The sequence below is a fragment of the Vibrio sp. G-C-1 genome, assembly GCF_021728015.1.
GTDB lineage: Bacteria > Pseudomonadota > Gammaproteobacteria > Enterobacterales > Vibrionaceae > Vibrio > Vibrio splendidus.
The window spans coordinates 221,882-235,295 of the sequence record NZ_JAKKCR010000001.1 but is presented as its reverse complement, the minus strand read 5'-3'; the positions used below and the strand labels follow the sequence as shown (position 1 = coordinate 235,295).

The following is a 13,414-nucleotide window of genomic DNA, read 5'->3' as shown; positions in this document are numbered from 1 at the left end:
ATACCTCAACTAATCTAAGTCGGGTATTATAGTCACCTTTGCTCAATTAGTTGAGCTATTTCACACTATTTGTTTTCTACCCTACAAGACGCGATATGTATACACTCCGCCCGTACCAAGCTGATTCTGTAAAATCAGTGATTCATTACTTCAGAAAACACCAAACACCGGCTGTTCTTGTGTTGCCTACAGGCGCTGGAAAAAGCCTTGTGATTGCAGAGCTAGCAAGGCTTGCGAAAGGTCGAGTTCTGGTACTCGCTCACGTTAAAGAGTTGGTCGAACAAAACCATGAAAAGTATGAAGGTTATGGGCTAAAAGGCTCAATTTTCTCTGCGGGTTTAGGGCGAAAAGAGACAGACCAACAAGTGGTGTTTGCTTCGGTTCAATCTGTGGTTCGCAACCTCGATTCATTCTCAAACCAATTTTCACTGTTGGTTATCGACGAATGCCACCGTGTTCCCGATGAAAAGACCAGTAGCTACCAAAAAGTGATCACTCACTTGCGCGAGAATAATTCGGGCATCAAGGTGCTTGGACTGACCGCGACCCCCTATCGTCTTGGTATGGGTTGGCTTTATCAGTATCACACGCGTGGACAAGTACGCTCTGAAGAGCCTAGGTTTTTCAGAGATTGTATTTTCGAGTTGCCGATTCGCTACTTGTTGGACGAAGGCTTTCTAACACCAGCACGCATGATCGATGCGCCAGTATTGAGTTATGACTTCTCACAGCTAAAACCCGCAAGTACAGGCCGCTACAAAGAAGCCGAACTCGATATGGTGATTGAGCAATCTAAACGTGCGACCCCACAAATTGTCGACCAGATCATTGAACTGGCCAAAGACAAGTTAGGGATCATGGTATTTGCTGCCACTGTTAGACACGCACAAGAGATCCTTGGCTTACTGCCTGAAGGTGAATCGTCAATCGTAATCGGCGACACACCAACTCTCGAACGTGACCAAATCATCAGTGACTTCAAAGAACGTAAAATCAAGTTCTTGGTTAACGTATCGGTATTAACCACAGGTTTTGATGCCCCTCATGTCGATTTAATCGCGATTTTACGCCCGACAGAGTCCATCAGTTTGTATCAACAAATCGTTGGCCGTGGCTTACGCTTATCGCCGGGTAAAAAAGAGTGTTTGGTGCTCGACTATGCTGGCAACAGTTACGATCTTTACCAACCTGAAGTGGGCGACCCTAAACCCGACTCAGACAGTGAAATCATCACCATCCCCTGCCCTGCATGCGGCTTCAACAATAACTTCTGGGGCAAGCTAGACAGCAACGGTTTCTTGCTCGAGCACTTTGGCCGTAAATGCCAAGGCTACTTTACCGATGAAGACACGGGCGAACGCGAACACTGTAATTATCGCTTCCGAGCCAAATACTGCGGTGAATGCGGCGCTGACAACGACATTGCCGCGCGCATTTGTCATGAGTGTGATGCCACCTTGGTCGACCCAGATAAAAAGCTTAAGGAAGCGTTAAACCTAAAAGATGCGTTGGTGTTTGAGTGTTTAGAGATGGATCTTAACGTTCTCAAGGACGACAAAGGTAAGTCGCAACTTAAAGTCACTTACCGTGGCGAAAACCAAGCACAAGTGCATGAATTTTGGTCATTAACCACCAAGAAACAGAAGCAGAACTTTAAGGATCAGTTTGTTCGCCCTCACCTTGCCGACAGACACCGCCCTTTTGAGGAAGCCTCACCAACGAAAGTGGTTGCTCACCAACATAGATTCCGCCCACCTCAATTCGTGATTGCACGTAAAGTCGGGCGCTTTTGGAAAATGAGAGACAAAATATTCGAAGACGAGCTTCAGCAACGTTAACATCTCATTTTTTGAGAACCTAAATCTCATTATTCATCAGGTTCACTTTCTGTTCAGAATTACTTTTTTATACTGAACGCTATCAACCTTCTCTAGGATTCGCTATGTTTAGTAAAGTTATGATTTCTATGTTTTCTTTAAGCTTAGGCTTATGTGTCGCCGCTAGTGCGTGGGCTGACTCAGATCATAACGGTCATGATCTTGTACAAGATGTCCATAAAGCGGGAACCCGTATCGAATTTGAAGAAGATCAAGACGAAGTCTACGAAGCTGTACGCGAAGGCTATATTCGCCCTTTCTCAGAAATGTATGCGGCCGTTGAGAACGATCTTCATGGCAGAATCATTAAAGTAGAGCTAGAAGAAGATGACGACATTTGGGTGTATGAACTAAAAATCAATTACCAAAACAACATCATCAAAGTCGAATACAACGCCGAGACGTTAGAGATGCTCATGATTAAAGGCCGAAACTTTAAAGACGCAATTAAACACGGCGAATAATTCAGAGCCGCAACTTTACATTAATCACGACGAGCAATTAAGCACAACGAACAGTCATTACAAGAATTAAGAAGAACAATTATGAAAATTTTAGTCGTTGAAGACGAACCTCGCTTGGGCCAACAAATTCTAGAAACCCTTGAGGGAGCCGACTGGGTTCCAGAACTTTCTCAAGACGGTATCGACGCACTCTACCGTGCAACATCAGAAGAGTGGGATGCTATCGTTCTCGATTTAGGTCTACCTAAGCTGGATGGCCTAACCGTATTAAAAGGCATTCGAGACGAAAACATTAACACGCCAGTGATTATCTTAAGTGCGCGTGACACGCTTACGCAGCGTGTAGAAGGCTTGAATGCAGGCGCTGATGACTACCTAACTAAACCATTCGAAATGGTCGAGCTGATAGCCCGCATTCGTGCTCAACTGCGCCGAGCGTCAGGCAGTGCTGCTCCTATACTTCAAATTGGTGATTTAAGCCTAGACACACGCAGCTCTAAAGTGTTGTGGCAAGGTCAAGCGGTTAGCCTCACGGCGCTAGAATATAAAGTTGTCGCGTACTTCATGCATAACCAAAACAAGGTTATCTCGCGCACAGAGTTAGTTGAGCACATCTACAAGCAAGACTTCGACCGCGACTCAAACACGGTTGAAGTGTTCATCGGTCGTATTCGTAAGAAGATCGCACCAAAGATCATCAAAACCGTTCGTGGCCTTGGCTACCAACTGAATGCTGAATAATGCTGTATTTAATTAAGCTAAGAGCAATCTCCAATTAGTGGACAGCCTGTGCTGATCATAGTTGTTCTCATAGCAAGATGAGCAAAGACAGGCTGGTAACGTATGAATCAAAAAAAACGAACACTTAAAAACGTCAGTCTAAAAAGCCGCTTGCTCCTCGCCGCGGCTTTTTGGCTAGGTGCGATGATATTAGCGGCAGGCGTCGGAATACCTAAGTTGGTTAACGATTACTTGGTCGATGACGTCAAGCAACAGCTCAGCCTAACCATGGACGAGTTAACCGCCAACATAGAAACCAACGACAGTGGTAACCTCATCATGGCAGAGCGTCTGTCTGACCCTAGGTTTAACCAACCCTACAGTGGTATTTATTGGCGAGCTGCTACCCAAGACCAGATTATTCGATCTCGATCTCTATGGGACAAAGACCTCACCATCAAGCGTTCGCCGATTCATACTTCAATCAAAGGGCCTGAGAAAGAAAAGCTGATTTACATCGAGCAGGATATCTATCTGCCTGAACTGAACGATCCTGTCACGATCACCATTGGTATTGATGAAGACCCATTAGAATCCACACTGACCGAACTTACAGGTCAAGTCTGGTTGATTCTGATGCTACTGTTTGTGGGCGTGCTGATGTTGATTGGTATTCAAGTCAGCTGGTCACTATTGCCACTCAGTAAGATGCAGCGTGAACTGGTAATGTTAAGAAACGGCGAGCAACAAGGATTAAGCGACAACTACCCGAAAGAGGTTTCTCCATTGGTTTCTGACCTCAATGCCCTACTCTTCCACTATCAAGAGTTATTGGAGCGAGCTCGTAACCACGCGGGTAACTTATCTCACGCGTTGAAAACACCGCTGTCGGTTTTGAAAAATGAGATAGAGCGACTTCCAGATGATGATAAGACCTTGTTACAACAACCCATTCATCAGATTCAGAACCAAATAGATTATCATCTTGGCCGTGCACGCATGGCAGGTGCAATGAACATTCTTTCGGTGAAGTCATCACCTTGTGAGCGTGTTGAAGCTATCTCAATGGCGTTTGATAAAGTGTATGCCGCCAACGAAGTCACCATGATTAACGAGCTAGACTCTGAGATTGAAGTGGCGGTAGAAAAAACCGACCTTGATGAAATGGTCGGCAACCTACTCGAGAACAGTTACAAATGGGCGAGCAGTATTATCCGAGTCCATTCGAATGAACTCGACGATGGCAACATTGAATTGGTGATTGAAGATGATGGCCAAGGCATTCCTGAAGAGAAACTTGAGCAAGTCACCAAACGTGGCGTTCGACTTGATGAAACCACACCAGGAACAGGCTTAGGGCTTAATATCGTGAATGAAATGGCACACAGCTACCGAGGAAAGCTCAACTTAGAAAAAAGCTCTATGGGCGGATTAAAAGCCACGCTTCTTTTAAAGCTGGCCCAAAGCTAGCCTTCATCAAATTTGAGTTGATAACATTGTATTTTGAATAGGCATACCAGCGTATTGATATGCCTATTCATCTGAAATGATCGGCTATTTGCAACTTTTAACCAATGTCATATACATAGTTTTAAACCCTCTCAGTGATACATTGATCTTTTCCACCTCTTGCGCATCCCCTTGTAGTTCAACACTTAAAGAGTCAGCACTATAAAAAGATTCAAGTTGGCCTATCGGTACCGTCGCCCAGTGTGTTGTCCCTTTAATCCAGACATCCATATCGAATGCTGAACCATTGTTTAGTGAAGCTTTTGCTGAATAGCCAGGTTCTTGCCTTGAAACTCCATTGAAAAACAATAGATTCACGCCTTCTGTGGTACATCTCAACGCGACCGTTTCTGCATTACCATCACTTTTAACACTCGATACTCCAAGAATCACAGCCTCTCCAGAATCAAAACTCTTAGACTCGTAATGTTCCCAATCTTGATAGGTCTTCGCTAACTCCAAACCAGCGGCTACGTTAAAAGTGCAAATAGATAGCAATCCGAATAATACGTATTTTTTCATATTTCTGATCCAATAAAGAAGCCGCGCTATATCATTATCATTATCAATTCCCACTAAGTTCAAGTGAGTGACAAGTGTGCGCAGCTTAAATGATTGTTGAATGATTAGTTAACCTAATTGGTCACAGATTCTGGTAGCAACACAGCTTCAAAGCGATCTGCACGAGTTAAAAACTGACGCATAATTCGATCGATTTTCGACTTGTTTGCTTCACTATTCGCTCGGCGCTGTGCTTGAATCAAGCGTGGGCTATCAGTCAGTACATAGGATTGTTCCATCGCATTTAACATGCCTAAATCTGAGTGCAGATAACGATCAATTTGGTCGTCGCGTTGAACCAATTTATTCTCAAGCACTTGTTCATCGGCTCCTTGCATTGCAACTGAACTCAACACCGAATGTGTCAGTGATATCAATTCATCCACTCGCTCAGGATCACAAGTAAACAGGATTCTTCCTTCTGCTTGCGGGCTGTAATTATCTTGCCAAAACCAACTTGCTACACCATATACTCCCGATGCCTGCTCTCGAAGCTTCAAGCGTAACTGCTCTTGAACCAACTCGCCGCTCAGCTCCAAGTAATAAGCATTATCAGGTCGCCACTGAGAGTCTTGAACTAAGTAAATCTCGACCTCTGCTCTCGGCTCTTTAGAATCAGATTTGCTGTAACGTACTTCAGGCGACGACGCTCTAAGCTCGTAGTAATTTCTCGCAGGCTCTTTCACCTCGACCGAGGACAAATAGCGCGCGGCAAGTTGTTCAAGTTGATGAGCAGATATATCACCCACAACAAAATAGATGTAATCTGTTTTACCAGCGATATATTCTTGATAAATATCACTAAGCCCTTGTGCGGTATAGAGTGTCGCTTGTTCACCATTATCGCTATACACTGTTGGGACGTCAGGGAAGCGCAACTCGGAGACCTTTCTAACAAAGCGGTCTGCACCGTCAAATTGGCTGCCACTTAAACGCTGCTCCATCTCAACTTGATATTCTTTTAGTGACTTTTCCGATACTGGACTTGCCGCCAATTTTAAATGAAATAGCTTTAACATCTTTTCAAAACTGTCGGTCTTGGCCCAACCAGAGAAGCCTTGTTGGTAATCTCCTACCAATGTCGACATCACAACAGGGTTACCACGGAAGATAGTTTGAATATCAGCCTGTGGGACTATACCCACACCCGTATCATCCACCAGACTGATCGCCGTTTTTAGGGCTTGATAATCTTGTTGAGGAACTGAGCGTAAACCGCCTTCAGTTAACGCCTTAAAGTGGACTTGGCCAGGGTTGCTGTCGCTATAGCGATATACAAGTTTACTTCCATTGCTCAAGCGATATTCAGTAATTCGATGTTCCGCCCACTTTTTCTCTTGTTTGAGTGTCCCCAATTTTGGTTCAACAACTGGCAACACAGCTTGGCTATCATCTATAACCCATCGCGGCTGTTTGCTAAGCATATTCGACTGCCATTCACTCTCAATCCACTCAGTCTCCGGTTTAGGTTGTCGCTTATTTGTTGGCTGCGTTAACAAAACTAAACGCGATTTAGGTTCTATAACTCGTCGGAAAGCTTCATTCACTTGATCAACGTTGATGCGCTCTAAAAAGTATTGATTAAGTTGATAAGCTTGCTCTTTATCTATCAATATTTGTTTGCTGGCTGCTGATATCATAAGATCCCCAGCAAGGTCGATGCTGTAATTCTTTTTGTCTTGGTTTCGGTCAATAACGCCTTTTAGACGACGGATTTCTCCATGTACTTCCTGTTCAGAAAAGCCGTGCTGGGTAAGCTGTGCAACAAACTGGAACAATGCTTGTGTTGCTTGTTCATATTGCCCTTCAACAAGTTGTAGAGAGAAGACCGCTTGTGATGTTTCTCTACCTACATTTGACGAGTAAAAGTTAGCTGCGTTGACCACGTTACCTTCATCTTGTTCCCAACGTTGAAGACGAACATTGAGCAGACGCGTCGCTATTTGATGGGCAAGATCCTCTTGATAGCGAGCGTAGCTAAGATCTGGTTGGAAAGTTGAGAAAAAGCTGACCTCCACTGATGGCGATGAGTACCCCTCTTCTGATACCACTTCACTACGCCAGCCTTCCACTAGTGGAATGCTGTAATCAACGGTCTCTAACGGTGAATCAGGCGCTTTGGCATCACCTAATTTACAAGTAATTAGCTGTTTGATTTGTTCAGTTTGAACATCGCCAACGACCACAACCGACATATTGTCTGGGCGATACCATTTAGTATAAAAGTCCGCAACTCGATACTTTGATACATTTTTAATGGTGTGAGGGTCACCAATTGGGTCACGCATAACATAGCGTGATCCAGCCATTTCAATCGCACTTTTCTTATCACCCAACCTTAACATTGGGCCTAATCGAGCACGCCACTCCTCCAAAACAATGCCACGTTCTGCATCTAAATCCCCTTTAAGCATCGTCACATTGCTTGCCCAATCAGAAAGTACATCCATCACCAATTCAAGAGTTTCCGGATCGTTACTCGGTAAGTTAAGGGTGTAAACCGTATTTTCAAAGTCGGTAAACGCATTGATGTCGACACCAAATTTCATTCCCGCTTCTTCCAGCACTTTAATGACTTCATTCCCGGGATAATGTTTTGTGCCATTAAATGCCATATGTTCAACGATATGAGCGACACCTCTTTGATCATCGTCTTCGCTCATTGAACCAGCATTAACGACCAAGCGGACATAAACTCGCGATTCAGGATTGGTGTTTTCAGCAATGTAATAGCTCAAGCCATTTTCAAGCTCGCCAACTTCTACATTGCTGTCAAAATTCAACGTCTGTGATAGGTCCAAAGGCGCATCTACATTTTTGGTCGGTGTAATCACCTGACAAGCACCCAAAAATGCCGCGCTTGCCAGTATCAGTATTTTGTTAATCTTCATAAATATTTAAACGATTGTGTTTGTGTGCATAAAATAAGTTGGTTTTGCTCTTCTTCGTGACTCTCGCGATGTGATACTTCGACGATATAGCAACCTGGGAGCTGCACCTTCAATACTTCTCGAATTGAACGATAACTTTCAGGATCGAGTGCCGACATAGCTTCATCCAAGAAAAGCCATTGAGGTTTTTGAACCAAACTGCGTGCCAGCATGATTTTCTGAAGCTCACCGCCTGACACACTCTGTTGCCAGTTACTATTGAAATCGAGCTTATCGCCAAACTTGCTTACTCCAGCAAGCGTTAACGCATCCACTAGATCTGAATCAGACGTCGATTCACCGTTTGGATACAACAAGATGTCGCGCAAACTAGCATTCGGCAGATAAGGCTTCTGAGGAATGAACATGCATTCTCTGTCATCTGGCATACTGACTTCACCATTTTGATAAGGCCATAACCCTGCCAAAGAACGAATGAAAGTACTCTTACCCCCACCAGATACGCCTTTGATGGTAATACTTTGAGAGATGTTTCCACTTTGTTCTGCAAGTAATGGCTGCTGTTCCGGTGAATACAAATTGAGATCGCGCCACTCAGGTTGGTTCGAATGCGGCATAACATTCGCTGCCGGCAGTGCTTCTAATTGAGTGTGGAACGTGATTAAACGGTCAGTCACTGCGCGCCAATCGGCAAGTGATTCATAAGAATCGACGAACCAACTGAAGGCTTCTTGAACGCGATAAAAACCGGTCGCGGTTTGCATCATATCGCCAAGTTGTAACGCACCACTCATCAATCTCGGTGAGGCAACCAAGTAAGGAAAAATTCGCGCAACTTCATTATAACCACTGGTAAAAGCGCCATATTTTAGCTTCATGCCTGTAAGTTGCTGCCAGTTATCCCATACCTTACCAAACAGATTTTGGGTGCGGTGGTTTTCAGCGGATTCGCCACGCTGCAGCGCAATAGATTCGGCATGTTCTCGTACACGCATTAAATGGAAACGAAAGTCAGCTTCACTTTTCTCTTGTTCAAAGTTCAGTGGTACCAAACGTTTGGCAATTTTGTGTGTCAACCAAGTACCAATGATGGAATAAACAATCGCAACCCATACCATATACCCAGGAACAACCCATTCACTGCCTGCAAACTCGAAAGTTAGGCTGCCTGACAGGTTCCAAAGAATCACCACAAATGAAAATAAACTGGTGACAGTGCGAAGTAAACCTAGCCCCATAGATAGTGTCTTGTCACAAAAGTCTTTCACATCCTGTGAGATACGTTGATCTGGGTTGTCACTATCGGGATAACTAAGTTGGTGGCGGTATAAACGTTTACCACCCAACCACTCTTGCAAAAACGTATGGGTAAGCCAACGGCGCCAGCGGATACGCAGTGCTCTTCTCAAGTATTCCTCAGCTAAGTCAACCACTGTGTAGACCATCATGATCAACACAAACTGACCGAGCATATTCCAGAAGTTATTCCACTCTTCATTTTGCATTAGGTTGAAAAAATCACGGTTCCAGTTGCTGTATAGAACCGCCACTTCAACAATCAAATAGTTCAGACCAACAACAAGGCCGAGCAGCAACCAAGCAATACGTTTCTCGTCGCTGCGCCAGTATGGATATGCTAGCGACCATACTTGAGAAAGGAAGGATTTGTCTTTTAGAGACAAGGGGGATGGGTTAGACATATTTCACCAAAAACGACAAGGCAACCAGTAGCTAAAAACCACTGGTCACCTATTATCAAAAAAATTAAAAAGAAGTAATTAGAATTCGTAACCTAGCTCAAGCCAGAATTCACGACCTGGGGAGTAAATGCCATAATCACCATCATCACCACGTATCACGCCAGATTGGCGAACTTGGTTAAGAACATTGAGGACATCTAACTGTAAATACGCTGAATGTGTGCCAAATAGATTTGGTTGGTATCGAATACGCGTATCCCACTGAGTATGAGTACCATAGTTGTAACTCGCGTACATTGACCGTTTATCCGGACCATCATCTGTCACGTGTTTGTACCCTTTAACCGGTGCTTTGACATAGACTTTGTTTGCCCATAGCAGATCGTAGCTAGGAATATTCATATCTAGACCTAAGCGAAGAACCCACTCTTCACTGCTACTATTCACTTCTTGCTCCATCTCAGAACGTTTCATCAGTTTACCATCGAGGAAAACCAATTCATTCGGAACAAAAGACTTATTTAGATCGGCTCTGTCAGTCGTCAACCAGTCAGCAGCTAAGGTTGTTGTCCAAAGAGTTGGACCCAATACCCAAGGTTTAATATTGCTGACCTGTAGCGTATAAGTATCAACTTTATAATCATGGCCATTTGAATAGTAAGTTACCGTTTTACCAGCAACATCTTTCTCTTCAGTCATGATTCGTTTCTGATGATCACGAAGTACGTAATTAGCAGCAACAACAAAGTTCCCTACATTTTGAGTTACGCCAAAACTCAGTTCATCTGAATATGAAGTATCCAAACTGTTGAGCGATTCGTAGTTACGCGTTTCGTCTTTGTTTAGCTCCGACACTTCACCAGCCAATTTCATCGCAGCAAAAGAGCGCCCGTAGTATCGATTTAACCCGAAGTTTAAACGAGTATCAGGTAATATTTGCCATCTCGTTGCCAAGCGAGGTGCAATGTTTGTGTTTTCTAAGAAATCATCTCGATCAACTCTTACGCCCGGACGAATAGAAACAGAGCCCCACTTAATCTTGTCTTCAACGTAAAAAGCATAGTTCTGATAACCTGTATTAACTTTACCTGCATTCAATGTTTTCGTTTCGTCATAGGTAAAGCCACCACCAAAATCCATGACCATACGCTGTGTTACATCATAATCACGATTAAACTCGTAATCCGTTTTTCGGTACTCTGCACCAAATGAGATTGCATGGAATGTACTACCTAATGCAAGTCGGTCTAAGCTGTAATCAACCTTAAATGTCGTGTTTTCTTGTGTAAGTTGACTATCTCCATAACCGCCCTCTTCATAAGAAAAAGAACTCATTGCATCAACGTAGACTGTAGCGTCATTACTTGAAGACTCTCGCTCATCTTGGAATTTATCGTATGCAGCAGTAACAGATAATCGCCCCTTGCCTAGTTGCTCATTCCAAGTCAGAGTAGAACCATAACCAAGGTGAGAATCTGTAACATCGCCGTTTACGTTAGTCTCGTAATATTTACCTTCATTATAGTCAGACAGGCGTAAACCCAGTTCCACGCTTCTTGCCGTGCTTGGAACCCAATTAACATTAGCTAGAAAGTTATCAGACCGACGAGTGTGATTTTGCTTATCCGTTTTGCCCTGTGGGTTTAACAAACGACTTTGTTGAATATCTGAATCTCGACGGCTAAAACCAATCACCATTCCAATGTCATCTGTAATAGCTTGTTCGGCAGAGACGCTAAAAAACTCTTTCTTATAGACTGGCTGAAAGGTTGAATCAATACCTTTAGGACTGGCTTTCTCCACTACGGCCTTAGCATTCGGATCTACTTTCATTTCAGCCCAATCCGACTGAGTTGTTCGATAGCTTAATCGTACTTTATCCTCACCTACATATTGGCGAGTTTCAGCAACAACAGTACCGCCAGTAAAACCACCAAATTGAGCTGGTACATCTGAACTATACACGGTAACGCCCGACAGCAAATTTGCATCTAGGAAGTAAGCTTGTTCTGATTGGCTTTGAGGGTTAACTTGCATCGTCCCATCAAATAGTTGGTTATTTGGATCCAAGTCATTATTAACATTCACACCATCGATCATGTACGACGTTTGACTAGAATCTGCGCCATGAATAGAAACTGAAACAGGTTTGATTTCCCCGCCTTGGAAACCATCCAAATCACCGCCAGCAAATCGTACATTTGGATTGTCTTTAAGATAATCGGTCAAGTTCCCGTTTGATGACGGTGTATCTTTAATATCATCAGCATCAAGCGTCTGTTTAGTTGAAAGATCATCATCTCTTGTATCAGTGACATTAACGGTAAGATCAGCTTGAGTATTCGATGTTTGTTCTGTTTCCGCATAAACGCTGGACACAGAACAGAGTGACGCAATGGTCGCGGCAAGTATGGTTTTATTAAAAGGGTGCATTTCAAAAGGTCTAAGTGATAATAATTATCATTAATACTAACAATAAGTTATTTAGTAAGTAAATCCCACTACACATACCTATAAGCAAAGAAGAATTCACTGCTACACGTTTTTTGTTAGCAAAACATTAACATTCACCAGACTTATAAAACCTGCCGAACCTTTCTGAAACCTTTATACACCCAAACGAAGATGATAATTAATACCATTTAGAATAAAACTCTACTAGAACTTTAATGGCATACAATTTTTTAACATAATTGTTTTTATAGAAATCTAATTTTGTTAAGGCAATCGATAAAATGAAAAAGACTAGAACTTAGTACCTCTTCTAGAAGATATTACGATTTATCTAATAAAATAAAATTTATTTTCATTTAAAATCAAAGAATTAAACAAGAAAACCAAGAAAACAAGCAAAAATAACCCTTCCCTTATAAATAAAAACAATTATCATTCTCTCGTTTAAACATCGTTATTTTAAATAACAGCAACCAAAGACAGTAAGAATACTGATGATTCAAATCCGATTTACGCCATTAACAATCTGCTTAATATTTCTGCAAAACACATCTTTTGCAGCATCAATCACTAATCAAAACCTTCAAAAGCAAATTGATTATATTGAATCATCTTCCACTACTCAGAAGCATATTGAAGCCATCGACGATCAAACTCAGCTTCAGCGCGAAATAACGAGAAACTTGGATCACGAGATACGATTACAAACACGATATGAGCAGCAACTGCACAAACAATTGCTTCAGCTAAAGGGGGTAGTCGATGATCTAGACCAAGAAATGGATAATATTCGTCAAACAAAGGTCAACCTATACCCCCTATTGGAGCGAATGACCAACACACTCCAAGCGCTTGTAAAGGCAGACCTTCCTTTCGATAAACAACGAAGACTTGAGCGAATTACACAAATCAACTCTGATTTAGATAACCCGCAATTGAGCGACGCCGAAAAACTTGAGCGTATTCTGATCGCGTATCAAACAGAGATCCAATACGGCACTCAAGTAAAGTCATGGTTTGGCCGATTATCCCCTATTCAAGAGGTTCAATACCTAAGAGTGGGACGTTTGGGGTACTACTATCTGTCTCTCGATGCTTCAAAAGCAGGCGTATGGCACTCGAAAGAGCAGCGATGGGTAATTTTAACAAACAACGAAACTGAGCAACTTCGCCAAGCAATCACTGCCCTTAATGGTGGTAGTGCATATCCACTCCTAACACTTCCAAAGGCGCTATAG

The 13,414-nt window shown here is 43.0% G+C and carries 9 protein-coding genes; 5 read left to right on the top strand and 4 right to left on the bottom strand.

What is annotated here, in order from left to right; genetic code table 11:
• Positions 1-95: 95 nt before the first annotated feature.
• The 4 genes from L3V36_RS01090 (at position 96) to L3V36_RS01075 (ending at position 4,531) form a co-directional block, all read left to right on the top strand.
• The gene (locus L3V36_RS01090; protein WP_004734668.1) at positions 96-1,838 is read left to right on the top strand and encodes a DEAD/DEAH box helicase; all 1,743 of its coding nucleotides are present in this window, start codon (positions 96-98) and stop codon (positions 1,836-1,838) included.
• Between the two features lie 104 nt (positions 1,839-1,942).
• Positions 1,943-2,341 (top strand): membrane protein, encoded by a 399-nt coding sequence (locus L3V36_RS01085; RefSeq protein ID WP_004734667.1) that lies wholly within the window; start codon positions 1,943-1,945, stop codon positions 2,339-2,341.
• Between the two features lie 81 nt (positions 2,342-2,422).
• Positions 2,423-3,082: a response regulator transcription factor gene (locus L3V36_RS01080; protein ID WP_004734666.1), complete on the top strand. Its 660-nt coding sequence runs from the start codon at positions 2,423-2,425 to the stop codon at positions 3,080-3,082.
• A gap of 102 nt (positions 3,083-3,184) precedes the next feature.
• Positions 3,185-4,531, top strand: coding sequence for an ATP-binding protein (locus L3V36_RS01075; protein WP_208774061.1), 1,347 nt, complete (start codon positions 3,185-3,187; stop codon positions 4,529-4,531).
• Positions 4,532-4,615: 84 nt separating this feature from the next.
• On the opposite strand, the gene L3V36_RS01070 is transcribed toward L3V36_RS01075, so the two are convergent.
• The 4 genes from L3V36_RS01070 to L3V36_RS01055 form a co-directional block, all read right to left on the bottom strand.
• On the bottom strand, positions 4,616-5,092 hold the full coding sequence (locus tag L3V36_RS01070) for a hypothetical protein (RefSeq protein WP_017086496.1): 477 nt from the start codon (positions 5,090-5,092) through the stop codon (positions 4,616-4,618).
• 113 nt (positions 5,093-5,205) lie between these two features.
• On the bottom strand, positions 5,206-8,022 hold the full coding sequence (locus L3V36_RS01065) for a M16 family metallopeptidase (protein ID WP_208774059.1): 2,817 nt from the start codon (positions 8,020-8,022) through the stop codon (positions 5,206-5,208).
• A complete protein-coding gene (locus L3V36_RS01060) occupies positions 8,019-9,722 on the bottom strand; it encodes an ABC transporter ATP-binding protein/permease (RefSeq protein ID WP_017095890.1) in 1,704 nt (567 codons plus the stop codon). The genes L3V36_RS01065 and L3V36_RS01060 overlap by 4 nt, the downstream gene beginning before the upstream one ends.
• A gap of 78 nt (positions 9,723-9,800) precedes the next feature.
• Positions 9,801-12,155, bottom strand: a complete 2,355-nt coding sequence (locus tag L3V36_RS01055; protein ID WP_017095889.1) for a TonB-dependent receptor plug domain-containing protein — start codon at positions 12,153-12,155, stop codon at positions 9,801-9,803.
• Between the two features lie 515 nt (positions 12,156-12,670).
• Between L3V36_RS01055 and L3V36_RS01050 the strand changes: the two genes are divergently transcribed.
• Entirely contained in the window at positions 12,671-13,414 is a 744-nt protein-coding gene (locus L3V36_RS01050) for a DUF3450 domain-containing protein (protein ID WP_017095888.1), read from the top strand.

Bases quoted from the DNA above. Each gene is read 5' to 3' on its own strand.
- L3V36_RS01090 (WP_004734668.1), top strand. From the start codon at position 96: ATGTATACACTCCGCCCGTACCAAGCTGATTCTGTAAAATCAGTGATT.
- L3V36_RS01085 (WP_004734667.1), top strand. From the start codon at position 1,943: ATGTTTAGTAAAGTTATGATTTCTATGTTTTCTTTAAGCTTAGGCTTA.
- L3V36_RS01080 (WP_004734666.1), top strand. From the start codon at position 2,423: ATGAAAATTTTAGTCGTTGAAGACGAACCTCGCTTGGGCCAACAAATT.
- L3V36_RS01075 (WP_208774061.1), top strand. From the start codon at position 3,185: ATGAATCAAAAAAAACGAACACTTAAAAACGTCAGTCTAAAAAGCCGC.
- L3V36_RS01070 (WP_017086496.1), bottom strand. From the start codon at position 5,092: ATGAAAAAATACGTATTATTCGGATTGCTATCTATTTGCACTTTTAAC.
- L3V36_RS01065 (WP_208774059.1), bottom strand. From the start codon at position 8,022: ATGAAGATTAACAAAATACTGATACTGGCAAGCGCGGCATTTTTGGGT.
- L3V36_RS01060 (WP_017095890.1), bottom strand. From the start codon at position 9,722: ATGTCTAACCCATCCCCCTTGTCTCTAAAAGACAAATCCTTCCTTTCT.
- L3V36_RS01055 (WP_017095889.1), bottom strand. From the start codon at position 12,155: ATGCACCCTTTTAATAAAACCATACTTGCCGCGACCATTGCGTCACTC.
- L3V36_RS01050 (WP_017095888.1), top strand. From the start codon at position 12,671: ATGATTCAAATCCGATTTACGCCATTAACAATCTGCTTAATATTTCTG.